Source organism: Isoptericola sp. NPDC019482 (assembly GCF_040632295.1).
Taxonomy (GTDB): domain Bacteria; phylum Actinomycetota; class Actinomycetes; order Actinomycetales; family Cellulomonadaceae; genus Isoptericola.
This window is the reverse complement of record NZ_JBEYBQ010000017.1, coordinates 1-25,911: the sequence shown is the minus strand read 5'-3', so window position 1 is coordinate 25,911 and position 25,911 is coordinate 1. Positions and strand designations below refer to the sequence as shown.

General features: G+C 74.7%; 28 protein-coding genes and 1 pseudogene. 12 read left to right on the top strand and 17 right to left on the bottom strand.

The window, feature by feature from the left end:
• Nucleotides 1-3 precede the first annotated feature (3 nt).
• Genes ABZ493_RS12735 through mca form a run of 3 tightly spaced genes read right to left on the bottom strand, consistent with a single transcriptional unit; the run spans nucleotide 4 to nucleotide 2,215 of the window.
• On the bottom strand, nucleotides 4-969 hold the full coding sequence (locus ABZ493_RS12735; RefSeq protein ID WP_430582532.1) for a carbon-nitrogen hydrolase family protein: 966 nt from the start codon (nucleotides 967-969) through the stop codon (nucleotides 4-6).
• A complete protein-coding gene (locus tag ABZ493_RS12730) occupies nucleotides 966-1,343 on the bottom strand; it encodes a hypothetical protein (RefSeq protein WP_430582531.1) in 378 nt (125 codons plus the stop codon). Before ABZ493_RS12730 ends, ABZ493_RS12735 begins: the two co-directional genes overlap by 4 nt.
• Entirely contained in the window at nucleotides 1,340-2,215 is an 876-nt protein-coding gene (mca, locus tag ABZ493_RS12725) for a mycothiol conjugate amidase Mca (protein ID WP_430582585.1), read from the bottom strand. Before mca ends, ABZ493_RS12730 begins: the two co-directional genes overlap by 4 nt.
• A 107-nt stretch (nucleotides 2,216-2,322) precedes the next feature.
• On the opposite strand from mca, the gene ABZ493_RS12720 reads away from it, so the two are divergent.
• The 5 genes from ABZ493_RS12720 to ABZ493_RS12700 all read left to right on the top strand — a co-directional run bounded on the left by ABZ493_RS12720 (nucleotide 2,323) and on the right by ABZ493_RS12700 (nucleotide 6,268).
• The gene (locus ABZ493_RS12720) at nucleotides 2,323-2,766 is read left to right on the top strand and encodes a DUF4307 domain-containing protein (protein WP_430582530.1); all 444 of its coding nucleotides are present in this window, start codon (nucleotides 2,323-2,325) and stop codon (nucleotides 2,764-2,766) included.
• A gap of 192 nt (nucleotides 2,767-2,958) precedes the next feature.
• A complete protein-coding gene (gene greA / locus ABZ493_RS12715) occupies nucleotides 2,959-3,441 on the top strand; it encodes a transcription elongation factor GreA (protein WP_429764557.1) in 483 nt (160 codons plus the stop codon).
• A 286-nt stretch (nucleotides 3,442-3,727) separates the two neighbouring features.
• Nucleotides 3,728-4,375, top strand: coding sequence for a diaminobutyrate acetyltransferase (ectA, locus tag ABZ493_RS12710; RefSeq protein ID WP_430582529.1), 648 nt, complete (start codon nucleotides 3,728-3,730; stop codon nucleotides 4,373-4,375).
• 118 nt (nucleotides 4,376-4,493) lie between these two features.
• The gene (gene ectB / locus ABZ493_RS12705; RefSeq protein ID WP_430582528.1) at nucleotides 4,494-5,804 is read left to right on the top strand and encodes a diaminobutyrate--2-oxoglutarate transaminase; all 1,311 of its coding nucleotides are present in this window, start codon (nucleotides 4,494-4,496) and stop codon (nucleotides 5,802-5,804) included.
• Nucleotides 5,805-5,863: 59 nt separating this feature from the next.
• Entirely contained in the window at nucleotides 5,864-6,268 is a 405-nt protein-coding gene (locus ABZ493_RS12700) for an ectoine synthase (RefSeq protein ID WP_430546779.1), read from the top strand.
• Nucleotides 6,269-6,392: 124 nt separating this feature from the next.
• Here the strand turns inward: ABZ493_RS12700 and ABZ493_RS12695 are convergent, their stop codons facing one another.
• From ABZ493_RS12695 to ABZ493_RS12665, 7 genes are all read right to left on the bottom strand, one after another.
• On the bottom strand, nucleotides 6,393-7,700 hold the full coding sequence (locus tag ABZ493_RS12695) for a DUF6596 domain-containing protein (protein WP_430582527.1): 1,308 nt from the start codon (nucleotides 7,698-7,700) through the stop codon (nucleotides 6,393-6,395).
• A complete protein-coding gene (locus ABZ493_RS12690; protein WP_430582584.1) occupies nucleotides 7,697-8,041 on the bottom strand; it encodes a YciI family protein in 345 nt (114 codons plus the stop codon). The genes ABZ493_RS12695 and ABZ493_RS12690 overlap by 4 nt, the downstream gene beginning before the upstream one ends.
• A complete protein-coding gene (locus tag ABZ493_RS12685; protein WP_430582526.1) occupies nucleotides 8,041-8,418 on the bottom strand; it encodes a YciI family protein in 378 nt (125 codons plus the stop codon). The genes ABZ493_RS12690 and ABZ493_RS12685 overlap by 1 nt, the downstream gene beginning before the upstream one ends.
• A complete protein-coding gene (locus tag ABZ493_RS12680; protein ID WP_430582525.1) occupies nucleotides 8,418-8,579 on the bottom strand; it encodes a hypothetical protein in 162 nt (53 codons plus the stop codon). The genes ABZ493_RS12685 and ABZ493_RS12680 overlap by 1 nt, the downstream gene beginning before the upstream one ends.
• Before the next feature lie 112 nt (nucleotides 8,580-8,691).
• Nucleotides 8,692-9,915 (bottom strand): threonine ammonia-lyase, encoded by a 1,224-nt coding sequence (ilvA, locus tag ABZ493_RS12675; protein ID WP_430582524.1) that lies wholly within the window; start codon nucleotides 9,913-9,915, stop codon nucleotides 8,692-8,694.
• Nucleotides 9,916-11,163 (bottom strand): AI-2E family transporter, encoded by a 1,248-nt coding sequence (locus ABZ493_RS12670; protein ID WP_430582523.1) that lies wholly within the window; start codon nucleotides 11,161-11,163, stop codon nucleotides 9,916-9,918. It abuts the gene before it with no gap.
• Between the two features lie 117 nt (nucleotides 11,164-11,280).
• Nucleotides 11,281-11,895 (bottom strand): YdeI/OmpD-associated family protein, encoded by a 615-nt coding sequence (locus tag ABZ493_RS12665; protein WP_430582522.1) that lies wholly within the window; start codon nucleotides 11,893-11,895, stop codon nucleotides 11,281-11,283.
• A 104-nt stretch (nucleotides 11,896-11,999) separates the two neighbouring features.
• Here ABZ493_RS12665 and msrA point away from each other — a divergent pair, with 104 nt between their 5' ends.
• On the top strand, nucleotides 12,000-12,674 hold the full coding sequence (gene msrA / locus ABZ493_RS12660) for a peptide-methionine (S)-S-oxide reductase MsrA (protein ID WP_430582521.1): 675 nt from the start codon (nucleotides 12,000-12,002) through the stop codon (nucleotides 12,672-12,674).
• Between the two features lie 53 nt (nucleotides 12,675-12,727).
• Here msrA and ABZ493_RS12655 read toward each other — a convergent pair whose 3' ends face one another.
• Entirely contained in the window at nucleotides 12,728-13,612 is an 885-nt protein-coding gene (locus ABZ493_RS12655; protein WP_430582520.1) for an aminoglycoside phosphotransferase family protein, read from the bottom strand.
• Nucleotides 13,613-13,650: 38 nt separating this feature from the next.
• Nucleotides 13,651-15,420, bottom strand: coding sequence for a tannase/feruloyl esterase family alpha/beta hydrolase (locus ABZ493_RS12650; RefSeq protein ID WP_430582519.1), 1,770 nt, complete (start codon nucleotides 15,418-15,420; stop codon nucleotides 13,651-13,653).
• 178 nt (nucleotides 15,421-15,598) lie between these two features.
• On the opposite strand from ABZ493_RS12650, the gene ABZ493_RS12645 reads away from it, so the two are divergent.
• A complete protein-coding gene (locus ABZ493_RS12645; protein ID WP_430582518.1) occupies nucleotides 15,599-16,456 on the top strand; it encodes an aldo/keto reductase in 858 nt (285 codons plus the stop codon).
• Between the two features lie 21 nt (nucleotides 16,457-16,477).
• Here ABZ493_RS12645 and ABZ493_RS12640 read toward each other — a convergent pair whose 3' ends face one another.
• A complete protein-coding gene (locus ABZ493_RS12640) occupies nucleotides 16,478-17,158 on the bottom strand; it encodes a TetR/AcrR family transcriptional regulator (protein ID WP_430582517.1) in 681 nt (226 codons plus the stop codon).
• Between the two features lie 60 nt (nucleotides 17,159-17,218).
• On the opposite strand from ABZ493_RS12640, the gene ABZ493_RS12635 reads away from it, so the two are divergent.
• Entirely contained in the window at nucleotides 17,219-18,178 is a 960-nt protein-coding gene (locus ABZ493_RS12635) for an ATP-binding cassette domain-containing protein (RefSeq protein ID WP_430582516.1), read from the top strand.
• A 48-nt stretch (nucleotides 18,179-18,226) separates the two neighbouring features.
• Nucleotides 18,227-18,988 (top strand): ABC transporter permease, encoded by a 762-nt coding sequence (locus ABZ493_RS12630; RefSeq protein WP_430582515.1) that lies wholly within the window; start codon nucleotides 18,227-18,229, stop codon nucleotides 18,986-18,988.
• Nucleotides 18,989-19,194: 206 nt separating this feature from the next.
• Here ABZ493_RS12630 and ABZ493_RS12625 read toward each other — a convergent pair.
• Nucleotides 19,195-19,791 (bottom strand): annotated as a pseudogene (locus ABZ493_RS12625) (metallophosphoesterase family protein); the annotation flags it as partial.
• A gap of 116 nt (nucleotides 19,792-19,907) precedes the next feature.
• On the opposite strand from ABZ493_RS12625, the gene ABZ493_RS12620 reads away from it, so the two are divergent.
• Nucleotides 19,908-21,464: an ATP-dependent DNA ligase gene (locus tag ABZ493_RS12620; protein WP_430582514.1), complete on the top strand. Its 1,557-nt coding sequence runs from the start codon at nucleotides 19,908-19,910 to the stop codon at nucleotides 21,462-21,464.
• Between the two features lie 22 nt (nucleotides 21,465-21,486).
• On the opposite strand, the gene ABZ493_RS12615 is transcribed toward ABZ493_RS12620, so the two are convergent.
• Both ABZ493_RS12615 and ABZ493_RS12610 read right to left on the bottom strand, forming a co-directional pair.
• Entirely contained in the window at nucleotides 21,487-22,404 is a 918-nt protein-coding gene (locus ABZ493_RS12615) for a hypothetical protein (RefSeq protein WP_430582513.1), read from the bottom strand.
• A 164-nt stretch (nucleotides 22,405-22,568) separates the two neighbouring features.
• On the bottom strand, nucleotides 22,569-23,537 hold the full coding sequence (locus ABZ493_RS12610; protein ID WP_430582512.1) for a LysR substrate-binding domain-containing protein: 969 nt from the start codon (nucleotides 23,535-23,537) through the stop codon (nucleotides 22,569-22,571).
• Nucleotides 23,538-23,590: 53 nt separating this feature from the next.
• Here ABZ493_RS12610 and ABZ493_RS12605 point away from each other — a divergent pair, with 53 nt between their 5' ends.
• Nucleotides 23,591-23,998 (top strand): DUF5997 family protein, encoded by a 408-nt coding sequence (locus tag ABZ493_RS12605; RefSeq protein WP_430582511.1) that lies wholly within the window; start codon nucleotides 23,591-23,593, stop codon nucleotides 23,996-23,998.
• Between the two features lie 87 nt (nucleotides 23,999-24,085).
• Here the strand turns inward: ABZ493_RS12605 and ABZ493_RS12600 are convergent, their stop codons facing one another.
• On the bottom strand, nucleotides 24,086-24,424 hold the full coding sequence (locus ABZ493_RS12600) for a SelT/SelW/SelH family protein (protein ID WP_430582510.1): 339 nt from the start codon (nucleotides 24,422-24,424) through the stop codon (nucleotides 24,086-24,088).
• A 68-nt stretch (nucleotides 24,425-24,492) separates the two neighbouring features.
• Between ABZ493_RS12600 and ABZ493_RS12595 the strand changes: the two genes are divergently transcribed.
• Nucleotides 24,493-25,776, top strand: a complete 1,284-nt coding sequence (locus ABZ493_RS12595) for a methyltransferase (RefSeq protein WP_430582509.1) — start codon at nucleotides 24,493-24,495, stop codon at nucleotides 25,774-25,776.
• Nucleotides 25,777-25,911 lie beyond the last annotated feature (135 nt).

Below are 25,911 nucleotides of genomic sequence, written 5' to 3'. Positions count from 1 at the left end.
GGCTCAGCCGGCCGGCACCACCAGGTAGCGCCGGTTCGCCAGCGACGGGTTCTGCCGGCGCACCTGCGCCAGCGGCTCCGCGTCGAGGTCCACGGTGCGCACCTGCGGCGTCTCGTCGAGCTCGAGCCCGACGACGCCGTCCGGCCCGGCCAGGAGCGAGCGGCCCACCAGCCCGGGACCGGACATCCCCACGCCGATCACCACCGCCGTGTTCTCGATGGCCCGCGCGCGCAGCAGCGTGCGCCAGTGGTCCGCCTTGAGCGGCCCCTCCACCCACGCCGCCGGCACGACGATGACGTCCGCGCCGGCGTCCACGAGGCGGCGCGCCGACTCCGGGAAGCGCAGGTCGTAGCAGGTGAGGACGCCGAACGTGAAGTCCCCCAGCCGCAGCACGAGGGGCGGCACGCCGGCCGGGCCAGGCTCCAGCCGGTCGGACTCGCGCGTGCCGAACGCGTCGTAGAGGTGCACCTTGCGGTAGGCGCCGACCACGGCGCCGGTCGCGTCGACCGCGACGACGGTGTTGAACGCGCGCGTCGGCGCCTCGGGCGCCGAGCCCACCGTCGGCGTCGTCCCCGTGATCGCCGGCAGCGACCCGGTGACCGCCGGGAACGACCCGGTCACGGCGGGGAACGCGCCGCTGACGGCGGGGAACGCGCCGGTCACGGCCGGGTGCTGGCCGGTGCTCGCGGCCGGGGCGCCGTAGGCGGGCAGGGTGGTGCCGGCCACCACGGCGATGCGGTACCGCGCGGCGTGGTGACGCAGGGCGGTGACGAACGGGCCGTCGAGCGGCTCGGCGTGCTCGACACCGACGCCGTGCGGGTCGTAACCGGAGGAGTACTCGGGCAGCACCAGCAGGTCCGCCCCCACGCGGCCCGCCGCGAGGAACGCCTCCGCGACCGCCTCGCGGTTGGCGTCGTGGTCGGCCGTGATCGCGAGCTGGCCGACCGTGACGCGCACGCTCGCGCTCATCGGCCGGGCTCGCCGTCCGTGCCGTCGTTCGTCCCGCCGTCACCGCCGTCGCCCGGACCGCCGTCGCCCGGACCGCCGTCGCCCGCACCACCGTCGCGTGGCGCGTCGTCGGGCGCCCCGGGGCCGCGCCCCGGGCCGTGCAGCCCGAAGTGCTTGGGCTCCTCGAGCGGGATGCCCTGGTCCTCGGCGTTGCGCTGCGCCCGGCGCAGGTGCCGCGTGAGCGACAGGAAGAGCAGCACGCAGGCCACGGCCACCGCGAAGGTCGCCACGAACCCGGCGAGGCCGGGCGTCACCTGGAGCTCGTCGGGGCCCTGGGTCGGGCTGGGGCTCGGGCTCGGCGCGGCGGCGAGCAGCGCCACCCAGGCGGCGCTCATCGGTCGCCCTCGCGCAGGCCGGCGAACAGGTCGTCCTCGGGCAGCGACGTCGGCACCCGCGCATCGGCGAGCTCGTACTCCTCGGTGGGCCAGACGTCGGCCTCGAGGTCGCGCGGCACGGCGAAGAAGAAGCCCGCCGGGTCGATCTGCGACGCGTGCGCCACGAGGGCGGCGTCACGCTGGGCGAAGAAGTCTGCGACGGCGACGTGGGTGGTCGCCTCGCGCTCCGGGATCTCACGGGCCGCGCGCGACTCGATCCAGTCGCCGAACGGCGACTCCAGGCCCGCGCCCTGCATGGCCTCGTGCACCGCGCGCATGCGCGCCATCGAAAAGCCGTGGTTGTAGTACAGCTTCAGCGGCTCCCAGGGCTCCGCGCCGCCGTCGACGACGTACCGGGACGCGTCGCCCGCCGCGTGGTACGCCTCGAACGACACCTCGTGGCACTTGATGTGGTCGGGGTGCGGGTACCCGCCGGACGGGTCGTAGGTCGTCATGACGTGCGGTCGGAACTCGCGCACCAGCTCGACGAGGGGCGCGGCCGCCTCCTCGAGCGGCACGAGGCCGAACGAGCCCTCGGGCAGGGGCGGCAGCGGGTCGCCCTCCGGCAGCCCGGAGTCCACGAAGCCGAGCCAGGTCTGCCGCACGCCGAGCGCCGCGGCCGCGGCCGCCATCTCCAGGCGGCGGACGGCCAGGCGGCCCTCGATGCTGTCGAACTCGTGCCCCTCGGGCACCTGGAAGCTCGGGTTGAGGACGTCGCCCCGCTCGCCGCCCGTGCAGGTCACGACGAGCACCTCGACCCCCTCGGCGGCGTACCGCGCGGTGGTCGCGGCACCCTTGCTGGACTCGTCGTCCGGGTGCGCGTGCACCGCCATCAGACGCAGGGGCTCGGGCCGCGGGGTGGGCGGCACGGAGGAGGCGGAGGACAAGGTCCCTCCCGGGGTGACGGGTCGGCAGCGAGGTTCAGGGACAATGGTGCACCATGAGCGAGCCCGTCAGCCCCACTCCCCCCGCCGACCGGTACGGCACGGCGCGTGCTGGACAGGACGGTCGCCAGGACGGCCGGCGCCCGCTCGGGACCGGGGCCAAGGTGGCGATCGGCGCCGCCCTCGCGGCCGCCGTCGGGGTGGCCGCCTGGTTCTCGGTCGAGCAGACCCGCCGGGACCCCGTGACGGTGGAGATGGTGGGCTTCGACGTGCGCGACGCCGAGCAGGTGGACGTCACCTTCCAGGTGCACATGCCGCCGGGCACCACGGCCGTGTGCGAGGTCGAGGCGCTCGCGCAGAGCTACGCCCAGGTCGGCACGGTCGAGGTGCCGGTGGGGCCCGCCGAGCAGCAGACCTCGACGTACTCCGTCACCGTCCGCACGTCGGAGGAGGCCACGACCGCCGTCGTCGAGTCCTGCGACGTCCCCGACGCCTCCTGACGACGCCCGAACCCGACGCCCCGACCCGGATCACCTGTTCGCCCAGGGCAGAGGCCTGGGTTCTGGCGCCTGCCCGGGCTATCCTGAGGGATTCACACGCAGTCCTGCCCCAGCCGACGCGCGTGCCGACGCCCGTCGGTCGCCCGCGCACGGCCGAAACAGGCCATCGAGCACCACGAAAGGAGAGCCCTCGTGACCGAGAGCACTGTCACCTGGCTCACCCAGGAGGCTCACGACCGGCTGCAGGCCGAGCTGGAGCACCTCTCCGGCCCCGCCCGCACCGAGATCGCCGAGCGCATCGCCGCCGCCCGCGACGAGGGCGACCTCAAGGAGAACGGCGGCTACCACGCTGCCCGTGAGGAGCAGGCGAAGAACGAGGCCCGCATCCGCGAGCTCACCGAGAAGCTGCGGCACGTCCAGATCGGCACGCCCGCGGACGACGGCGTCGTCGAGGCCGGCATGGTCGTCACCGCGGTCGTGGCCGGGGACGAGATGACGTTCCTGCTCGGCTCCCGCGAGATCGCCGGCACCACCGACCTCGACGTGTACTCGCCGACGTCGCCGCTCGGCGCCGCGATCGACGGGCACCGCATCGGCGAGAAGGTGGCCTACACCGCGCCGAACGGTCGCGAGATCCCCGTCGAGATCCTCAAGGCCACGCCCTTCGCGGGCTGACCTCCCCCGGGCCCGGCCCGGCACCGACGCATGCCATGGGCGTGCCCGTCCCGACGGGCACGCCCATCGTCGTCCCCGGGGGCGCCGACCTGGCTCACGGACTCCCGCTGTCTCAGACTCCGAGACGGATGGCGATCCATAGAACCGTCGATGATCCGTCGATGGCCAACGCGATCTTTCGTTGTGCTGCCAACGATCCGCGGCCCGCCGCCGGACGCCCCCGGTCGAGGAATGGTCATGGCCGAGGTGAACTTTCCCCCGCGATGCGTCTATGGTCGATGGCGGTATGGACACGACGGACACCGCAACGACCAACCATTCGACCGACGACAGCTCGACCGACAGCTCGACCGACAGCCTGGCCGACGCCACGGCGTCGTCGCGCGCCGCGGAGCCCCTCCCGGGCCTCACGGTGCGCCCTCCGACGACGCAGGACGGCGCCGCGATGTGGCGCCTGGCGCGCGACTCGGGCTCGCTCGACCTCAACTCCTCCTACGCCTACCTGCTGCTCGCGGACCACTTCGCCGCGACCTGCCGCCTGGCGTTCCTGCCCGACGAGGCCGACGGCCCCGACGGCACGGGCGCGGAGGGCGAGCCCGTGGGCTTCGTCTCCGCGTACCGGCTGCCGGCCGACCCCGCCACGCTCTTCGTGTGGCAGGTCGCCGTCGACCCGCGGGCCCGCGGACGCCGCGTCGCCGGACGGCTGCTGGACGCCGTCGTCGACGCGACGGCGGAGGGCGAGGGGCCCGCCGTTACCCGGCTGCACACCACCGTGACCACGGACAACGCGTCGTCGCGGCGCGTGTTCGCGCGGTGGGCCGACGAGCGCGGGGCGACCCTGCGCGAGACGACGGGCTACGAGGCCGCGCACTTCCCCGACGGGCACGAGGCCGAACCCCTGCTGGTGATCGAGGGCATCCGCCCTCCCCGTTGACGTCCGTACCTCTCAGGTCCTCAGACCTCGGGCTGCGCCGGTTCGGCGCGCAGGTGACGACGCAGCCCTCTCCACCACAACACCGCACCGGCGCGCACCACCTCAAGGAGTGTCCTTCGTGACAACCCCGACCGTCCCCACCACCGAGGCGTCCGCCGCCGACGACCCGACGGGCTTCACCGCCCTCGAGTCGGAGGTCCGCAGCTACTCGCGCTCCTGGCCCGTCGTGTTCGACCGTGCCTCCGGAGCGACGGTCTACGCCGAGGACGGCACCGAGTACCTCGACTTCTTCGCCGGCGCCGGCACGCTCAACTACGGGCACAACAACCCGCTGCTCAAGCAGGTGCTGCTGGACTACCTCACCGATGACCGCATGGTGCACACGCTCGACATGTTCACCTCGGCGCGGCGCGAGTTCCTCGAGACGTTCAACGAGGTGATCCTCGAACCGCGCGGCCTCGACCACAAGGTCGTGTTCCCGGGGCCGGGCGGCGCCAACGCGGTGGAGGCGGCGCTCAAGCTGGCGCGCAAGGTGACGGGCCGCGAGTCGGTCATCAACTTCACCAACGCGTTCCACGGCATGACGCTGGGCGCGCTGTCCGTGACGGGCAACTCGATGAAGCGCGGCGGCGCCGGTATCCCCCTGGTGCACGCCACCCCGATGCCGTACGACGACTACTTCGACGGCGACGTGCCGGACTTCGTGTACCTGGAGCGTCTGCTCGAGGACAGCGGCTCCGGCCTCAACGCGCCCGCCGCGGTCATCGTCGAGACCGTGCAGGGCGAGGGCGGCATCAACGCCGCGCGCGCCGAGTGGCTGCGCGGCCTGGCGGACCTGTGCAAGCGCCACGACATCCTGCTGATCCTCGACGACATCCAGATGGGCTGCGGCCGCACCGGCAAGTTCTTCTCCTTCGAGGAGGCCGGGATCGTGCCGGACATCATCTGCCTGTCGAAGTCGATCTCCGGCTACGGCCTGCCGATGGCGCTCACCCTCGTGCGCCCCGAGCTGGACATCTGGGAGCCGGGCGAGCACAACGGCACCTTCCGCGGCTTCGCCCCCGCGTTCGCGACGGCGGCCGAGGCGATCCGCACCTACTGGAGCGACGACACGCTCGAGACGGCCACGATCGACAAGGGCGCGCTCGTCGAGGCGCACTTCAACTCCCTCGTCGCCCGCTACGGCGACGACGTGCTGGTCGCCAAGGGCCGCGGTCTCGCGCGCGGACTGCAGACGCCCGACGGCGAGACCGCGGGCCGCATCTGCGACGAGGCGTTCTCCCGCGGGCTGCTCATGGAGACCTCGGGCCCCGACGGCGAGGTCGTCAAGCTGCTGCCGCCGCTGACGATCACCTACGACGAGCTGCAGCGCGGCCTGCGCATCATCAGCGACTCCGTGGCAGCCGTCCTGCCCGCGCCGACGGCCTGACCGGCCGTCCCACCAGCCCCACCCGCACCACCGCACCCGAACCACCGGAGGTACCACCCATGCTCGTGCGCACGCTCGACGAGATCACCGACACCGACGCCGACGTCAAGAGCGAGAACTGGCGCTCGAAGCGGATCATCCTGGCGAAGGAGGGGGTCGGGTTCTCCGTGCACGAGACCACCCTGTACGCCGGCACCGAGAGCTTCTTCTGGTACGCCAACCACATCGAGGCCGTCTTCATCACGTCCGGCGAGGGCGAGATCGAGGACCTCGGCACCGGCGAGGTGCACCAGCTGAAGCCCGGCTCGCTGTACCTGCTCAACGACCACGACAAGCACAAGGTGCGCCCGCGCACCGACATCACGTGCGTGTGCGTGTTCAACCCGCCGGTCACCGGCCGCGAGGTCCACGACGAGAACGGCGTCTACCCCCTCGTCACCGAGCCGGAGGCCGCTGCGGTCTGACCCGCCCGACGCCGAGGTAGTACCGGACCTGCCGAGGTAGTGCGAGCCTTCGCGAGGTAGTGACTACCTCGCGAAGGCTCGTACTACCTCGGCAGGTCTTCGTACTACCTCGGCAGTTTTCGTACTACCTCGGCGTGAGGGCGGCGAGGCGGGCGCGCAGGAGACGGCGGTCGCCCTCGCGGTCGACCTGGTCGAGGGCGTGCCGCAGCTCGACGACGGCGTCCGCGGGGCGGCCCGCGCGCGTCAGCAGGTCCGCGCGCAGGGCCGGTAGCAGGTGGTAGCCCGCCAGCGCCGGGTCGTGCGCGACGGCGTCGACCGCGTCGAGCCCCGCCTCCGCGCCGTGCACCTCGGCCACGGCCACAGCCCGGTTCAGCGCGACGACGGGCGACGGTGCCAGGTCGAGCAGCACGTCGTAGAGGGCGAGCACCTCGACCCAGTCCGTCTCCCCCGCGGTCGCGGCCCGGCAGTGCAGCGCCGCGATCGCCGCCTGCACCTGGTAGGGCCCGGGCCGGCGCTCGGCGAGCGCCGCGTCGAGCACCGCCAGCCCCTCGTCGATCTCGTCGCGGCGCCAGCGGGTGCGGTCCTGCTCCGCGAGCGTCCGCGCGACGCCGTCGGCACCGGTCCGCGCGTCGCGCCGCGCGTGCTGCAGCAGCAGGAGGGCGAGCAGGCCGCGGGCCTCGGGCGCGTCCGGCAGCAGCCGGGCGGCGAGCCTCGTCAGCCGCACCGCGTCCCCGGCGAGCGCCCGGCGGTCGGCGCAGCCCTCGACGTCGCCCGCGGGCTCCGCCCAGGCGTCGTAGCCCTCCGTGAACAGCACGTACAGGACGGCGAGCACGGCGTCGGTGCGCTCGGCCAGCAGCGCCGGCGGCGGCACGCGGAACGCGATGCCGGTGGAGCGGATGCGCCGCTTGGTGCGCACCAGGCGCTGCGACATCGTCGCCTCCGGCACGAGGAACGCGCGCGCCACCTGCCCCGTCGTCATGCCGGTGAGGGAGCGCAGCGTGAGCGCCACCCGGCCGTCGAGCGGCAGGGCCGGGTGGCAGCACGTGAACAGCAGCCGCAGCAGGTCGCCGTCCGGGTCGTCCGGCGACCAGCCCTCGTCGTCGAGGCCGCGCTCGACCTCGTCGTGCACGCCGTCGGTCGCCCGGCCCGGACCGTCGACGCGCTCGCCGCGCCGCGCGGCGGTCTCGCTCTTCTCCGCCTCGACCCGGCGCCGGCGCAGCACGTCCAGGGCGTGCCGCCGCGCCGTCGTCGTGAGCCAGGCACCCGGCCGGTCGGGCACGCCGTCGCGCGTCCAGGTGCGCAGCGCCGTCGCGAACGCCTCCTGCGCGGACTCCTCGGCGAGGTCGAGGTCGCCGGTGGCTCGCGCCACCGCGCCGAGGACGCGTCCCCACTCGCTGCGGAACGCGTCCTCGACGGCGGCGGGCGTCGTCACGCCGGCTCGGTACCGTCGGTCGGCCAGAACGGGTGCACCTCGACCGTGCCGCCGCCCCGGGAGCCGGGGTGCTCGGCGGCGATCGCGAGCGCGGCCTCGAGGTCGGGCGCCTCGACGATGTCGAACCCGCCGATGACGTCCTTGGTCTCGGTGAACGGCCCGTCGGTCACCAGGGTGCGGCCGTCGTGGACGCGCACGCGCCGCACGTCGGCCGCGGGGCGCAGCCGCTCCCCCAGCACCCGGGAGCCGTCGGCGTCGTGCCGGCGCACCCAGTCCTCGATGTCGGCGTCCGGCTCGCGGACGGGCACGTCGGGCTCGATCACCAGCAGGAGGTACCGCATCACGCGCCCCCGTCCGTCGCGTCGGCGCCCTCGAGACCGAGCGGCCAGAACGGCCGCAGCTCGATGGCACCCTGGTGGGCCATGGGGTGCTCGGTGGCGATGGCGATCGCCGTGTCGAGGTCCGGCGCGTCGATGACGTCGAAGCCGCCGATCGCCTCCTTGGTCTCGGAGAACGGCCCGTCGGTCACGAGCGCCCGCCCCCCGCGCACCCGGACCCCGACGGCGTCGGCGGGCGGGCGGAGCCGGTCGCCCAGCACGGCCGCGCCGCTGCCGTAGTGCTTCTCCACCCACCCCTCGATGGTCGGCGCGCCCGCGGCGTCCTCCGGCCGCAGCGCCGGGTCCTCGGGGGTGGACAGCACCAGCATGAGATACCGCATCAGATCTCCTCGTCGTGGCCGTGGAAGTACACCATCGGCCCGTAGAACGCGACGTCCGCGGTGCGCAGGCCGTCACCCACGCCTCGCCCCGTGCGCCAGGCGCCCGACCGGAACCGACGTGCCTCAGGATCCACCCTCAGGATCGTCTCCAGGAACCGCATCGTCTGCCTCCCTCTGCCGCGGCCGGTCGGCCGCGTCATCAGGACGACGAACGGGGGCCGCCCGGACAGACACCTCGCCCCGAGGAATCTCCGCCGGGCCGACGGGCGGCGGTCACGCGACCGCGAACCCCGCGGCGCGCAGCCGCTCGACGACGGCCTCGCAGTGCTCCTGCCCCTTCGTCTCGAGCTGCAGGTTCACGAGCACCTGAGACACCGTGAGCGAGGTGTCGGTGCGGGTGTGCTCCACCTGCACGATGCTCGCGCCGGCGTGCGCGACGACGTCGAGCAGCTCGGCGAGCGAGCCGGGCTTGTCGTCGATGCACACCCGCAGCTGGAGGTACCGGCCGGCGGCGACGAGGCCGTGCTGGACGACGCGCAGCAGGAGCAGCGGGTCGATGTTGCCGCCGGTGAGCACGGGGACGATCGTGCCGGGCAGGGAGCCCGGCTCCGCGGCGAGGACCGCCGCGACCCCGGCGGCGCCCGACGGCTCCACGATGAGCTTGCCGCGCTCGGCCACGAGCAGCAGGGCGCGCGACATCTCCTCCTCGGAGACGGTCCGCACCTCCACCCCCAGGCGTGCGAGCACCTCGAACGGCACGTCGCCGGGGGTGCCGATGGCGATGCCGTCCGCCATCGTCGCGCCGAGCGCGCGCGGCACGGGGCGCCCGGCGACGAGCGACTCCGGGTACGCGGCGGCGGTCTCGGCCTGCACGCCGACGACCTTGACGTGCGGGGCGGCCTCGGCGAGCACGGTCGCGATGCCGGCGACCAGGCCGCCGCCGCCGAGCGGCACGACGACCGTGCCGACGTCGGGCACCTGCTCGAGGATCTCGAGGGCCACCGTGCCCTGCCCGGTGACGACGTCGAGGTGGTCGAACGGGTGGATGAGCGTGCGCCCGGAGCGGGCCGCCTCCGCGCGGGCGGCGACGAGCGCGTCGTCCACGGACTCGCCGACCTGCCGCACCTCGGCCCCGTAGCCGCGGGTGGCCCGCAGCTTCGGCACGGACGCGTCCACGGGCATGTAGACGATGGCGTGGATGCCGAGCATCTGCGCCGCGAGCGCCACGCCCTGCGCGTGGTTGCCCGCGCTGGCGGCGACGACGCCGCGCGCCTTCTCCTCGTCGGACATCCGGCTCAGGCGCGTGTAGGCGCCGCGGATCTTGAACGAGCCGGCCCGCTGCAGGTTCTCGCACTTGAGGACGACGGGCACGCCCGCCACCTCGGACATCGCACGGAACGCCTGCACCGGGGTGCGGGTGATGACGCCGTCCAGGAGGGCCGCGGCGGTGCGGACGTCCTCGAGGGTGACGCGGTCGATCGGGGGGTGTGCTGCCACTTACCTGTTCTCTCCTGCCGGGCCCGCGTCGGGCGGGGCAGGGGCGTCGGTCGTGCTGCCGTCCGAGGTGCCGCCCGTCGTCGCCGTGTCATGCGACGCCCGTCCCGACCAGAGCAGGGTACCGGGCAGCTGGGGTCGTCGGCGCAGCAGCGGCACGTGGTCCTCCGTGCCGAGCTCGGGGAACTTGTCGTGCCCGTGCAGGTACAGCAGGATCGTGTTCAGCACGGCCGCGAGCGGCACCGCGAACAGGGCACCGACGATCCCCGCGGCGAGGCTGCCCGCCGCGACCACGAGCACCACGGCCACCGGGTGCAGGGACACCGCGTGGCCCATGAGGAACGGCTGCAGGATGTGGCTCTCGGCCTGCTGCACCAGCAGCACGATGCCGAGCATGATGAGGGCCGCGACCCAGCCGTTCGCCACCAGCACGACGGCGGTGGCGATCGCGCCGGTGACGATCGCACCGATGATCGGCACGAACGAGCCGACGAAGACGAGGATGCCGATCGGCAGCGCGAGCGCGGGGACGAAGAACGCCGACCCGATGCCGATGCCGACGGCGTCGACGAAGGCGACCAGGATCTGGGTGCGCACGTAGGCCGACAGCGTGACGAGCCCCCGACGACCCGCCTGGTGCACGTTCTCCCGGGCCCGCACGGGCAGCAGGTTGACCAGCCACGTCCAGATGGTGCGGCCGTCGAGCAGGAAGAAGATCGTGCAGAACAGGGCGATGAGCGCGCCGACGAAGACGTGCCCCACGGTGGTCGCGGCGCCCAGCGCGCCCGAGACGAGGCCCGAGCTCTCCACCAGCGAGCTCTGGAGCTGCTGGCCGTACTGGGACAGCTGGTCGGAGTCGAGCTTCAGCGGGCCCTCGGCGAGCCAGGTCGTGAACTGGCGGAAGCCCTCGACGGCCTGGTCGGCGAGGTCCTGGAAGCCGCTGACGATGGACGTGCCGGCGAGCGTCACGAGACCGCCCACCAGCACGATCAGCCCGACGATCGACACGGCGGTCGCCAGGCCCTTGCCGAGGTGCCACCGCTCCAGGGTCCGGCGCACCGGCGCCAGCAGGATCGTCAGCAGCAGGGCGATGGCGACCGGCACGACGATGGTCTTCAGCGCCGCCAGCAGCCACAGGAAGGCGGCGACGGCGGCGGCGATCAGCAGGACGCGCCACGACCAGGAGGCCGCCGCGCGGACGCTCAGCGGGACACTGTCCGCGCCGGAGGGGGAGGTACGTTCCGAGCTCACGCGGAAAACCCTAGGTGGCCTGCGGTCTCGACGCGCGGGGGCCACGCCCGTGCGCCGGCGTGGCGCCCTGCCGCCGACCGGGATCTTCACGGCCTGTCCACAGGTCGGTCGCGGGCGTCAGTCCGTCGGACGCCGCTTCTGCGGGTGGACGGTCTCGCCCCGCTCCAGCATCGCGACGTACTTCGCCACGTTGCGCTCGCGCGCCTCGGCCGTCTTGAGGGCACCCAGGCGGTGCAGGATCGCGTACCGGTTCTGGGCCGTGAGGGTCTCGAACATCGCCGACGCCGCCGGGCTGGCCGCGAGCGCCGCCGCCAGGTCGGGCGGCACCTGGGCCCGCGCGGAGCCGTGGTACGCCGCCTCCCAGCGCCCGTCCGCCTTCGCCGCGTCGATCTCCGCCTGCCCGCGCGGCCGCATCCGACCCTCGTCGGTCAGCCGCGCCACGATCTCCTGGTTGCGCACCGACCAGCGGCTGCGCGGCCGGCGCGGGCAGAACCGCTGCAGCATCGTGTCGGCGCCCAGGCTGCGCATCTGCGCGTCGATCCACCCGCTGCACAGCGCCTCCTCGAGCGCCGTCGCGTGCGTCAGCGTCGTCGGCGACGGGCGACCCTTCTTGGCGAGCACCAGCCACGCGCCGTCAGGGGTGGTGTCCTCGTGCTCGTCGAGCCAGGCCCGCCACCCCGCCGGGTCGGGCAGCAGGAGCTGGTCGGGCAGGTCGGGGCGGTCGTCGGCCATGACGGGACCGTAGCGCCCGGCCCGCCTTCGAGCATGGAACACCCCGGCGGGCGATGTCGTTGCGCACTACGGGACCACCGCGTCCCTCTCAAGGAGGTAACCCGATGAACTCGATCTTCGACCAGCTGCTCGGCCGCTCCGGCAGGACCACGATGGTGGCGCCGGAGGACGCGCTGCCCGGGCGCGAGTCGCCCGTCCTGCCCGCCGCCCGCCCGCACACGGTGCTCGGCACGTCGCTCACGGGCCCGTGGCCCGAGGGCACACGGGTGCTGTACCTGGCGATGGGCTGTTTCTGGGGCGCCGAGGAGATCTTCTGGCAGGTGCCGGGCGTCGTGAGCACGGCCGTCGGCTACATGGGCGGCACGACGCCGAACCCGACCTACGAGGAGGTGTGCACGGCCCGCACGGGGCACACCGAGACCACCCTGGTGGCGTACGACCCGGCGCAGGTCTCCGAGGCCGAGCTGCTCAAGATCTTCTGGGAGCGGCACGACCCGACGCAGGGCTTCCGGCAGGGCAACGACGTCGGCACGCAGTACCGCTCGGCGGTCTACTGGACCACCGGGGAGCAGGAGCAGGCGGTGCGCGAGACGGCGGAGCGGTACTCCGAGGTGCTCGCGGCGAAGGGCTACGACCCGATCACCACCGAGCTGCGACCGGCCGTCGAGGCGGGGCCGTTCTACTACGCCGAGGACTACCACCAGGAGTACCTCGACAAGAACCCGCACGGCTACCGCTGCCACGCGACGACGGGCGTCCCGTACCCCGACGCCGCCTGACGCACGCACCGCGCGCGGCCCGTCCCCGCTCCGGGGGGCGGGCCGTGCGCGTGTCAGGCGAACACGTCGAGCAGCCGCCGGCAGCGCACGGGATCCTCAGTGAGGCCGTGCGCCAGCCCCCACAGCAGGTACGACGTCGCGCGCAGCACCACCCAGGCGCGTGCCCGGTCGCGCGGCACGTCGGCGACGCGTACGAACCGGTCGAACGCGCCGACGACGGCGGCCTCGGTGGGCAGCTCGTCGAGGCGCGTCCACAGCACGCGCGCGAGGTCGGCCTCCCGGTCGCCGCGCCACAGCACGGGGTCGACGACGAGCCACGGTGCGCGCGTGCCGGCCAGCACCTGCGCGTGGTGCAGGTCGCCGTCGACGGCGAGGGACGACGTCGGCGCGGCCGCACGCTCGGCGGCCAGCGCGGTCGCGACCTCGACGTGCTGCGCCGGGACCGGCTCGCCGAGCGTGGCCCACTCGCGCGGGAACGACTCCGCCAGCCCGGCCGCGATCCCCGCCGTCGTCGGCGCGTCCTCGGGCGCGGGCACGGCGAGGGTGCCCGTGAGACCGGCGAGCACCTCGATCGCGGCGTCCAGCGGCTCGTCCGCCAGCGACCGGGCGCCGTCGAGACGCTCGAGCAGCATGGCCCCGTCCGCCTCGTCGTCGTCGACGAGCAGCACCGTGCCGCGCCCGGCCCACACCCGCAGCGCGCGCACCCCCTCCGCGACGTCGTCGCCGGGCGGGGCGAGGCGCAGCGCCAGCCGCTCGTCCCCGCGGCGCACGGGCACGATTAGGGCGTTCGAGCCGTGCGCGGGCTCGCCGTCGACGGCGAGGCCCCAGGCCGAGCACCGCGCGGCCACCCGCACGGGCAGGTCGTCGAGCCAGTCACGCCCGGCGGCGTCGTGCCACCAGCGCGGCATCGCGCGGAACGACGACGGCACGGTGATCACGACGCCACCCTAGGGCGATGGCGCGGGCAGACGGCAGCTCAGTGCCCACCCCGACCGTGTCCCCCGGCGCACACGAAGCTCGACGCGAGCTCGGGGTCTCCGTGCCGGTACCGCGCGACGGCCGGGTAGACGCACAGGGGCCTGCTGCGCCCCGCGGACCAGTCCGCGGGCAGGACGGGGTTCGCCGGGTTCACGGAGGCGACGAGCGACGACGGCGCGACGCCGCGCTCGACCCAGTCGACGAGCGCCGCGAGGGCGGCGTAGCGGTCGGTGGCCGGTCCGCCGCTCACATGGCCCATCCCGGGCACCTCGAAGTAGCGCGCGAACCGTTCGGCGTGCCCGCGCTCGGCTCGGTCGAGGGCGTCGTACCAGTCGGCCGTGTCGTCCGCGGAGAAGACCGCGTCGGCGGCACCGTGGATGACCATCAGCTTGCCGCCGCGGTCGCGCAACGTCCCGAGGTCCGTCGGGTCCGGCGGGGTCATGAACGCCATCGCGCTCTCGGTGTAGCGACCCCCGGCGCGGTAGATCGCCTCGGCCGCCGCGTCGACGTCGAGCCCGAGCGCGTAGCCGCGCAGGTCGGCCAGGACGCCAGGGTCGGCCGGCGGGGTGGAGAACACGAACCCGAGCGCTCCCGGGTCGAGCGTGACCGAGGCGCCGAACTCCCAGCCCGCCCAGCCGGGCTGGGTCAGGCCGGGGTCGTACGGGAAGGAGCTGTAGACCTCCTCGCCGCCGCTCGTCCTGGCCCCCGCGAAGACCGCCCTCACCACCGCCTTCTGCGCGGTGGTGAGGCAGGTGCCGTCACGGTCTCCGCCGACGCACGTCGGGACGTGACGGTCGACCGAGAACGCGCGCTGGCAGGCGTCGCTCGCCTGCACCATCCCGTCCGTGAGCCCGTCGAGGCGGTCGCACCGCCGCAGGATCGCGCCGGCGACGACCTCACGTTCGGCGGGGGTGAACGCCGTCGCGAGGTCCGCGGCGGTCGTGGCGACGGTGGCGTACTGCTGGGCGCCCCAGATCTGCGCGACCGCGGCCTGCGGCAGGTTGAAGCCGGGCGCGATCGCGAGGAAGCCGTCGTAGTCGTCGGCGTAGCGGGCCGCCCCGACCATGGTGTGCCGGCCGCCGTTGGAGCCGCCGGTCATGTACGAGCGGTCGGGGCCTCGGCCGTACGCGGCCTCGACGAGGGCCTTCGCCATCGGCGTCAGGGTCCCCACGGCCTGGTAGCCGTAGTCGAGCCGGGCCTGCGGGTCGAGGCCGAACAGCGGGTTCTGGTTCGCGGCGTGCCCGGCGTCCGAGCTGAGCACCGCCATCCCCTGCTGCAGCCCGCTCTCCCCGCCGCCGACGGCTCCTGTCGCCGTGACCACGGTGCCGTCGATCCCGCCGTTGGCCTGATAGAGGTACCGCCCGCTCCACTCCGTCGGCAGGCGCATCTCGAAGCCGATGGCGTAGGAGTTGCCGTCGACGTCGCTCACCCGCTCGTTCATGCGACCGGTGACGAGGCAGTGCGCGCCGATCGGCTCGCCGCCGTGGCTGAGCGCGCCGGCCGGCACGAGGGCCGCCCCCGTGACGACCGTGTCGTCGAAGCCGAAGCCTGCCAGGGACGCGCACTCGAGCAGCGGCCCCGGGGTCGCAGCGGTGAGGTGGGGTGGGCGCCCGTCGTCCCGGTGCTGCCCCGCCACGGCCGGCGCCGTCCCGGCGAGGAGGAGGGCGGCAGCCGCGACGCCCGCGAGGGCGAGCCGCGGCCCCCGGGTTCCCCGACGTCGCTGGGGGCCGGGCCTGGTGCTGGGGTGGGGAACCGCGCTCGTGCTCATCTCGATGCCCTCCGGTCCCGTCCGCTGACCCTCGCCGAACGGTGCGAGGCGGCCGCGCCGTTGCGCCCGCCTCGCCACCGTAGAACCGATCGTTGAGAAGTTCAACGATTTTTCGTTGAGAATCTCAACGACTTCGGCCTGGGAGACGGCACTCCGACATCGGGTGTGGAATGAAGGCATGAGCGAACAGCCCGCCACGCCCGACGTCCCCACCCGCACCGCCGCCGACGGCACCGCGATCCCGGCCGTCGGCTTCGGCACGTACAAGCTCAAGGGCTCCGGGGGCGCGGACGCGATCGCCCGCGCCATCGACGCCGGCTACCGGCTGATCGACTCGGCGTTCAGCTACGAGAACGAGGGCACCGTCGGTCGCGCCGTCCGCGCGTCGTCCGTGCCGCGCGATCAGCTGCTGATCACGTCCAAGCTGCCCGGCCGCCGCCAGGCCTACGACGACGCCGTGGCCACGGTCGAGGAGTCGGTGTACCGCAGCGGCCTGGACCACCTCGACCTGTACCTCGTCCACTGGCCCAACCCGCGGATCGGGAAGTACGTCGAGGCGTACCAGGCGCTGGTCGACTGCCGCGAGCGCGGCCTGATCCGGCACGTCGGCGTGTCGAACTTCCTGCCCGAGCACCTCGACGCCGTCATCGAGGCCACCGGCGTGACCCCGGTCGTGAACCAGGTCGAGCTGCACCCGTACTTCCCGCAGGCCGCCCAGCGCGCCGCCGACGCCGAGCGCGGCATCGTCACCGAGGCGTGGAGCCCCCTGGGCCGCGCGAGCGACATGCTCGAGGACCCGGTGATCGCGGAGGTCGCCGCGGCCCACGGCGTCTCGCCCGTGCGCGCCATCCTGCGCTGGCACGTGCAGCTCGGCGTCGTCCCGATCCCCAAGGCGTCGAGCCCCCAGCGGCAGGCCGACAACCTCGACCTGTTCTCCTTCGAGCTCACCGACGACGAGATGGCCCGCATCACCGGCCTCGGCCGCCCCGACGGGCGTACCGCCGACCAGGACCCGGCGGTCTACGAGGAGCTCTGAGCTCCCGGGTCGAATGCACCCTCACGCGTGGTGCAGGGCGTGGGGCTCCGCGTCGACGTCGTGCCCCATGGCCTCGCGGTACAGCGCCGGGTAGTCGGCGGCGACGCCCTGCAGCAGCGTCTCGACGACGGACTCGATCTCGGCGGGGGTCGTGGTCGCGTGCCCGAAGAGGGCCCGGTAGTGCACGAACGACCCGAGCAGGTCGACGGCGAGGTCGAGGTCCAGGTCGGCGCGCAGGTCGCCGCGGTCGCGCGCGCCGGACAGTGTGCGGCGCACCGCCTCCCGGGGCGGGTCGAAGAGGCGCGCCATGAACTCGGCGCGGAGGTCGGGGTCGTCCGCCGTGTCCGCGAGGAGGGGCGCGAGCACGCCGGGCGGGAGCTGCTCGAACGCCGCGACGAAGAGGCCGAGGCACTCGGCGAGGTCGCACATCGTGCACGAGGTGTCGGGGGGCGACACGCGGCCGATCCGGCGCTCCAGCGCCGCGAGCGCCAGGCGCTGCCGCGTGGGCCAGCGCCGGTAGAGCGCCGGCTTCGACGTGCCCGCACGCCGCGCCACGTCGCCGAGGGAGAGCCGGGCGTAGCCGACGTCGTCGAGCGCGGCGAGGGTCTCGGCGAGCACGGCGTCGTCGATCCCCGTGTCGCGTGGCCGCCCGACGCGCGCGGACGGCTCGGGCGGACCGGGCTCGGAGAAGACCGTTGACATGGCCCCACCCTACAGTTTAATTTCGTTACGCCACGTAATGGAATGACGAGGGGACCGACGATGATCCGCACCCGCAGCCTGACCCGCACGTTCCGCACCGACCACGGCACGGTCGAGGCTGTCCGCGGGATCGACCTCGACGTCGCCGAGGGCGAGGCCGTCGCCCTGCTCGGCCCCAACGGCGCCGGCAAGAGCACCGCTTTGCGCATGCTCACCACGCTGCTCCCCCTCACCCGCGGCACCGCGACGGTGGCGGGGCACGACGTCGCGCGCGACCCGGTCGCGGTCCGGCGCCGCATCGGCTCCATCGGGCAGGGCAACGGCTCCTTCGACGGCCTGCGCGTCCTCGAGGAGCTCACCGCCCAGGCTCGCCTCTACGGCCTGCCGCGGCGCGCCGCGCGCCGCCGCGGCGAGGAGCTGGTCGCCGAGCTGGAGCTCACCGGGCTCGCGGACCGGGACGTCGCCACCCTCTCCGGCGGCCAGCGGCGGCGCCTCGACCTCGCGATGGGGCTCGTCCACCGCCCGCCGGTGGTGTTCCTCGACGAACCGTCGTCCGGGCTCGACCCCCACAGCCGGGCGCACCTGTGGGCCCACGTCGCGCGGATGCGGGCCGAGCAGGGCACCACCGTGGTGCTCACCACGCACTACCTGGACGAGGCGGACACGGCGGCCGACCGGGTCGTCGTCGTCGACCACGGGGAGATCATCGCCGACGGGACGCCCGACCAGCTCAAGGGCAAGGTCTCCGGGGACCTCGTGACCGTGGAGCTCGCCGACGCCGCGGACGCGCCGACCGCCTCCGGCGTCGCGGCCCGCCTGCCGGGCGCCCAGGACGTCGAGCGCGAAGGCGGGGTGGTGCGATTCCGGATCGCGGCCGGCGACACCGTGACCCCCGACGTCGTGCGGGCCCTGGACGCGGCCGGCGTGCGGATGCTCGGCACCCGGGTGCAGCGGCCGACGCTCGACGACGTCTTCCTCACCCTCACCGGGCGCCGGCTGCGCGAGGACGCCGCAGCCTGACGACCGCGACCTCCACCCCGCCCACCACGACCGCACGACGGAGGACCTATGACCGCCCTGAGCGACACCGCCACCCTCTTCGACCGTGACGTCCGCGCGAAGCTGCGCACCCCCTGGCCGTACGTGGAGTCCCTGGCCGACCCGCTGCTGCTCCTGCTGCTCTTCGCCCCGCTGGCCGGCGCGGTGGGCGCGGCGCCCGCGGGGGCGTCCGGGAGCACCATGCAGTGGTTCGTGCCCGGGATGCTCGTCATCATGACCTTCAGCACGTCGGCCTTCATCGGCTCCGGGATCCAGGAGGAACGGGCGGCGGGCTCCCTGGAGCGCCTGCTCGTGACGCCCACGCACCGCACCGCGATCCTCACCGGCCGGGTGCTGCGCGTCATGGCGACCGTGCTGGTGCAGGCGCTGGTCATCGTCGCAGTGACGGCGCCGATGGGGCTCCGGGTGCCCGCGGCCGGCGCGCTGCTGGCCGCCGTCGAGCTCGCCGCGCTGGCCGCCGGGCTGGCGCTGCTGTCGCTGGCGGCCGGCGTCGGCCTGCGCAACGCGTACGCCTTCTGGGGCGTCGTGACGCTCGTCTACACGCCGCTGATCGTCACGTCGGGCGCGCTGCTGCCGATGCACCTCGCCCCGGACTGGCTGTACGCCCTGTCGCGCGTCAACCCGATGGCGCACACCGTGGACGCCCAGCGTGCCCTGTTCGCCGGCGACCTCACCGACCCGAGCATCGGGCTCGGGCTGGCGGTCTCCGTCGGCATGGCCGCCCTGGGTCTCGTCCTCGGCGTCCGGGCGATGGGCCGGCTGCGCGCCTGAGCGGCATCCTCACCCGCGGGACGGGCGCCCGTCCCGGGGCCGAAGACACGCAGCGCGTCGGCGTCGCTCGCGACGGACCGCAGGTACTCGTCGGCCCACGCCCCCGCGTCGGGGTACGCCGACCCGGCGACCACCGCCGCCACCGCGGCGTCCACGTCGACGGCGGTGTGCCGCAGCTCGACCTGGCCGTCGCGCAGCAGCGCCCACGACCCACCGGCACGGCCGTACGGCATCCCGACGCTGCCCGGGTTGACGACGAGCCGCCGGTCCACCAGCCGCACGAACGGCATGTTCGTGTGCCCGCACAGCACCGTGCTCACGTCGTCGTCGAGGCCGCTCAGCACGTCGGCCCACCGCTCGAGCGAGGAGTCGACGAGCACGACCTCCTCGTCGTCGCGCGGCGTCCCGTGGCACGCCACCACCCGGCCGAAGCCGCGCACGCGCAGCTCGACGGGGTGCGGCAGGCCGGCCAGGAGCTCGACGTCCGCGGGCCGCAGCTGCGCCGCCGCCCACGGGACGACCGGGTCGGGCACGGCTCCCGAGCCTCCGCGGGCGTGCGCGACGAGCTCGCGGTCCGCGTTGCCGCGCACCAGCACGGCCCGGTCGCCCAGCGCGCGCAGCCGGTCGAGCACCTCGACCGGCTGCGGGCCGGCCGCATGGTCCCCCATGACCACGACGGCGTCCGCCGCACGCACGTCCGGCTCGGCCAGTACCGCCTCCAGCACGGGCAGCACGCCGTGCACGTCCGAGAGCACCGCGACCGTGCCCAGCCCGTCCGTCGTCGCCAGCGTCCTGTCAGCCATGCCGTCACGCTCCCAGCCCGACGGCGCGGGCGCACGCGGTTCCGCCCGCAGCAACAGGCCGGTGCCGGGCACGACGGCTCCGCGACAGCGTCGGAGGCTGGTGCGACGATCGTCGGGTGCTGCTCGCCGAGCTGGTCACCACGCACGCCGCCGTCGCCGCGACGCGCTCGCGGCTGCGCAAGCGGGAGCTGCTCGCGGACGCGCTGCGTGCCGCGGAGCCCGGCGACGAGGTGGAGGTCGTCGCGGCGTTCCTCTCGGGCAGGCCGCGGCAGCGCCGCACCGGGCTCGGCTGGCGCACCCTCGGCAGCCTCCCGGCCCCTGCGGACGAGCCGTCTCTGACGCCGGCCGACGTCGACGACGCCCTCGGCCGCCTCGAGCGGCTCGCGGGCGCCGGCTCCCAGGCCGCCCGCCGGTCCGCCGTCGACGAGCTGTTCGGACGCGCCACCGCGGACGAGCAGGACTTCGTCCGGCGCCTCGTCCTGGGCGAGCTGCGCCAGGGCGCACTCGACTCCCTGCTGCTCGACGCGATCGCCGCGGCGGCCGACGTGCCGCTCCCGGTCGTGCGTCGCGCGGCGATGTCCAGCGCCCTCACCGGCCCCATCGCGCGGGCGGCGCTCGACGGCGGCGCTCCCGCCCTGGAGGCGTTCCGGCTCGAGCCCGGCCGGCCGGTGCGGCCCATGCTCGCGGCGTCGGCGCCCGACGTCGCCGCCGCCCTGGAGCGGTTCGAGGGCTCCGCCGTCGCCGCCGACACCAAGCTCGACGGCATCCGCGTGCAGGTGCACCGCCACGACGACGAGGTCGTGGTGTTCACCCGGTCGCTCGACGACGTCACGGAGCGGCTGCCCGAGGTGGTCGCCGTCGCGCGCTCCCTGGACGTGCGCACGGTGGTGCTCGACGGCGAGGCGATCGCCCTCGACGACGCCGGTCGACCGCGGCCCTTCCAGGAGACCGCCGCCCGCACCGGCAGCCACGACGCCGAGGCGGGCAGCGCCGCCGTGCCGCTCAGCGTGCGGTTCTTCGACGTGCTCCACCACGACGGCACCGACCTCATCGACGCGCCCGCCGCCGAGCGGATCGAGGTGCTGGACCGGGTGCTCCCGCCCGAGGTCGTCGTGCCGCGGCTGGTCTCCGCCGACGTCGGCGAGGTCGAGCGGTTCTTTGCCGACACCGTCGCCGCCGGGCAGGAGGGCCTGGTGCTCAAGGCCCTCGACGCGCCCTACGCCGCCGGCCGCCGCGGCGCCGGCTGGGTCAAGGTCAAGCCCCGGCACACGCTCGACCTCGTCGTGCTCGCCGTCGAGTGGGGCTCCGGCCGCCGGCAGGGCCGGCTGTCCAACATCCACCTCGGCGCCCGCGACCCCGCCACCGGCGGCTTCGTCATGCTCGGCAAGACGTTCAAGGGGATGACCGACCAGATGCTCGCCTGGCAGACGGAGCGGTTCACCGAGCTGGCGACGTCGCCCGCCGACGGGTCGTCGTACGTCGTGCAGGTGCGCCCCGAGCAGGTGGTCGAGATCGCCTTCGACGGCGTGCAGCGCTCCACCCGCTACCCCGGCGGCATGGCGCTGCGGTTCGCCCGCGTCGTGCGCTACCGGGACGACAAGACCGCCGCCGAGGCGGACACGGTGGACACCGTGCGCGCCCTGGCGGCGGTCCCTGGAAGTTCTGCCGGGTGAGCCGGCGGGGTCGGTCGGGTCGTCAGCTCTCGCGGCGCTGGCGCGTCCAGATCAGCGCGCCGACGCCCGCGCCCAGCAGCGCGACGGCGGCCATGACGATGCCGAGCACCTGCGCACCCGTCATCGGGAGCGACTGCGGCGCCGCCGCGGCCTCGAGGTCAGCGCTCACGCGGCCGGAGGATCCGCCCAGCGTCAGCGAGCCCATCTCGACGACCTCGGACTCGTCGTCCACGTAGTCCGCGCCACCCATGCCGGGGGTCGAGCCGTCCGTCGGCGCCGTGGGGAGGGTGGACGGCGACTCCGACGGTGCCGGGCTCTCGTCGTCGGCCGGCGGGGTGTCGTCCGCCGGCGGGGTGTCGTCGGCCGGCGGGGTGTCGTCCGCCGGCGGGGTGTCGTCCGCCGGCGTGTCCTCCGCCGGCGGGGTGTCCGCCGGCGGGGTGTCGTCGTCCGCCGGCGGGGTGCTCGAGGTGGTCTCGTCGGGCTCTTCCGCGTCGACATACGCGACCGCATAGTGGCTGATCGCCCGGCACTTGCCGTCGGTCGGGTACGCGATCGTGACCTCCGCGACCGGCTCGTCGAACTCGACGATCTTGGGGCCCTCGCCCTGCTTGGCCGACCCCGCCTTCACGCAGTACGCGGAGATCAGCTCACCCTCCGGAGCCTCCAGCGTGATCGTCTGCTCCTCGCCGTCGACGTCCGTCTTCGGCTGGTCCATGTCCGGGCAGACGTTGTCGTCCCAGGACCGGGTGCCGTCAGGCCACGAGAAGCGCTCGCCGTCGGCCCAGCCCGAGCCGCCGTCCCAGGAACCGCCGATGCGCGAGTCACCGCTCCCCTCCCAGTCCCCTCGGTCCCCGTGGCCCGTGGACAGCGCGGAGGCGGGGCCGGCCGCGAGGCCGACGACGAGGAGGAGCGAGGCTCCGAGAACGGCGGGTGTGCGCACGAGCACTCCAAGGGGCAGGCGGGATCGACCGCATCAGCAGGTGGTGCGGCCTCCGGCCGCGCCGGAATGCTAGCGGGTCGGACGTGCCGGGGGAAAAGCGAAATTTCGGACGAGTCGTACTTCTTCCCGTCGTACTTCTTCCCCCGGTCCTCCTTCCCTCGCGCTCAGCGCCTTCCGCGCCCGCCCTTCGGCCGTCCCCGCCCGGGCTTGCCCCCGCCGCGCGCGCGCCGGGGCCCGGCCTGCGCGCCCCCACGCGCGGCGGCCTGCCCGGATCCGCGCCCGGCGTCGCGGCCCGCGCCGCGCGGACCGGCCGCCCCCCGCGCGCCTCCGGCAGCGGGGGCCTCCGCGGCCTCGGCGCGCTCACGACCGGCCCTCCCCCGCGAGCTGTTGACGGTGCGGCCGCGAACGATGCCGATCATCTCCTCCACCAGCTCACGCACGTCGTCGGGCAGCCCGTCGACCAGCCACGCGAGCCCGACCGGCGCGCCGGGCCCGCCGTCGAGCACGCGGTAGGTGACGTCCTTGCGGTGGTGCAGCCGCGCGAGGGACATGGGCACGACCGTGACGCCGACGCCGGTCGCGACCAGCGCGATCGCGTCGGCGGCCGTCGCGGGCCGCTCGGGCTCCACGACGCCGCCCGCGCCGTCGTCGTACGCCTCCGGCGCCCGCCCGGGCGCGGGCTCGCCCGCCGCGTAGAGGACGTCGTCCGCGGGCAGCCACACGACGTCGTCGGCCAGGTCGGCGGCGGTGACGACCTCGTCCTCGGTGGTCGCCGCCAGCAGGTGGTCGCGCGAGACGGCGACCACGGGCAGCTCCGTGTACAGCGGGATGGCGTGCAGCACGTCGCCGTCCACGGGCAGGCGCAGCAGCGCGGCGTCCACCTGCCGCCCGGCCAGCGCGGCGGGCGCGTCGACGGCGGCCACCTGGACCAGGTCGAGCCGCACGTCCGGGAGCCGGTCGCGCCACGTGCGTGCCCAGCGGCCGGGCGTCGCGCCCGGCACGTACCCGAGCCGGAACGTGGGGCGGCCGTCGTCGGGCTCCTCGGCGGGAACGTCGTCGAGGGCGGCGTCCACCGTGTCGTCCACCGTGTCGTCCACCGTGTCGTCGAGGGCCTCGCCCGGCTGGTCGGTCACGGCACCAGGCTACGTGGGCGTGCCGCGCCGCCCGCCGCGACTACCCTGGTGCCATGGCCGGAACCCCCTTCTCCCAGCAGGTCCTCAAGCCGACGAACGCGGCGAAGAAGCTCGGGGTGTACCTGCCCGCCACCCCGCCCGAGTTCCAGGAGCACGGCATCACGCGCGCCGAGCTCGAGGAGCTCGAGAAGAACCCGCCGCAGTGGCTCGAGGAGCTGCGCCGTCTCGGGCCGCACCCTCGTCCCGTCGTCGCCGGCCGCCTGGGCATCTCCATCGCCGGCCTCGCACGCGGCGGCGTGACCGAGCCGCTGACCACCGAGCAGATCGACGAGCTGCGCCAGGACCCGCCCCCGTGGCTCGTCGACGAGCGTGCGACGGCGGCCAGGGTGCGCGAGGAGGAGGACCGCGTCGCGGCCGAGGCCGCGCGCAAGGCGGAGAAGTCCGCCCGCCGCTCCCGCTGAGCCCGCTCCCGATCAATTCGGCAGTCGGTCGATCTCTTCGGCAGGCCGACGTGCCGAGGAGATCGACGAGCTGTCGAACGGATCGGCTCAGGCCCGTGGCTGCACCCGGTCCGTGTGCCCGAGCGCGAGGTCGGGCGCGACGGCGTCGCGGACGGCGCGCTTGAGCGGCGGGATCTCCGGGAAGCCGCCCTCGGCGGAGCGGTCCCACAGCAGCACCGCGGGGCGGCCGTCGCCCGGGTCGAGCTCCACCCGGAAGACGCCGCCGGTGCCCGGCACCAGCGCGACCTCGCCGAGCCGCGTCCGGAACGTCTGGAGCAGTTCCTGCGCCACCCACGCCGCGCGCATCAGCCAGCGGCACTGCGTGCAGTAGGTGATCGACACGCGCGCGGTCGACGTCGGCTCAGGCGCGGCGCTGTCATCGCTCATGGCGCCAGGGTAGGGCGCCGGGTCGAGCACCGTCGGGCGGTTCCGCCCGGGTCGGGGACACTGGTCGGGTGCACCTCGTCCCCGAGCCCGACTCCACCGCCCCCGACTCCCCCGCCGGCGGCGATCCCGCCACGCGGCTGACCGCCGTCCTCGACGCCCTGACCCCGTGGCCCGACGACGGCTCGCGCGCCGACGGGCCCGTCGCCGTCGACGCCACGGACCGGCTGCTGCTCGACGAGGCGGCACCCTTGCTCGCCGCGGCCGGGCCCGGCGACGTCGCCGTCATCGGGGACCGCTTCGGCGCCCTCACGCTCGGCGCGGTGACGCTGGGCGCCCCCGACATCCGGTCGTGCACGGACACCGTCACGACCGAGGCCGCGGTGGAGCACAACATGGCTGACGCCGGGCTCCTCGACGTCGTGCGGGGCAGCCGGCGATCCGTGGAGATCACCGTGCGCGACCGCGTCGACGAGCACCTGCTGGGCGGCGCCCGGCTCGTGCTGCTCCAGCTCCCGCCGTCCCTCGCCGAGCTCACGGAGATCGCGGAGGCGGTCGCCCGGCACGCCGCCGACGACGTCGTCGTGCTGGCGGGCGGGCGCGTCAAGCACATGACGCGCGCGATGAACGACGTCCTGGCGGCGTCGTTCACCGACGTCCGCGCCACCCTGGCGCGGCAGAAGTCCCGGGTGCTCGTCGCGACGGGCGTCCGGCCGGAGGCACGCGACGCCGCCCCGTCGTTCCCCGCACGCGCCGTGCTGCGCGACCGGGAGCTGCTGGCAGCCGCGACCCCGTCGGGCGAGACCTCACCGGAGGACGTCGCCGTCGTCGCGCACGGCGGGGTGTTCGCCGGGACCTCGCTCGACCTCGGCACCCGCTTCCTGCTCACGACAGCGGAGAAGTGGCCGGGCGCCGACCGCGTGCACGACGCCGTCGACCTGGGCAGCGGCAGCGGCCTGCTCGCCGCCGTCCTCGCGCTCCGGTACCCCGACGCGCGGGTGGTGGGCACCGACCGCTCCGCCGCGGCCGTCGCGTCGACCCGGGCGACGGCGCAGGCCAACGGCCTCGGCGAGCGGGTGGTCGCGCTGCGTGGTGACGCGGGCGAGGACCTGGAACCGGCGAGCGTGGACCTGATCCTGCTCAACCCGCCGTTCCACGACCGCACGGCCGTGCGCACGGACGCCGCCCACCGGATGTTCCGCGCGGCTGGCCTGGCGCTCCGTCAGGGTGGCGAGCTGTGGTGCGTCTTCAACACGGCGCTGCACTACCGCGACGCGCTCACCCGCGCCGTCGGGCCCACCGTGCACATCGCGCAGAACCCGAAGTTCACCGTCACCCGGTCCCGCCGCCGCTGAGACGACCGCCGAGGTAGTTCCGAGCGCGCCGAGGTAGTACGGCGGTCTCAACCGGTCATCGCAACATCCTGATCTGGAGGGTGTGCGTGATGGTTCGTGGTGGGGTGCGGGTGCCGAGGGCGTGGCGGCGGGTGT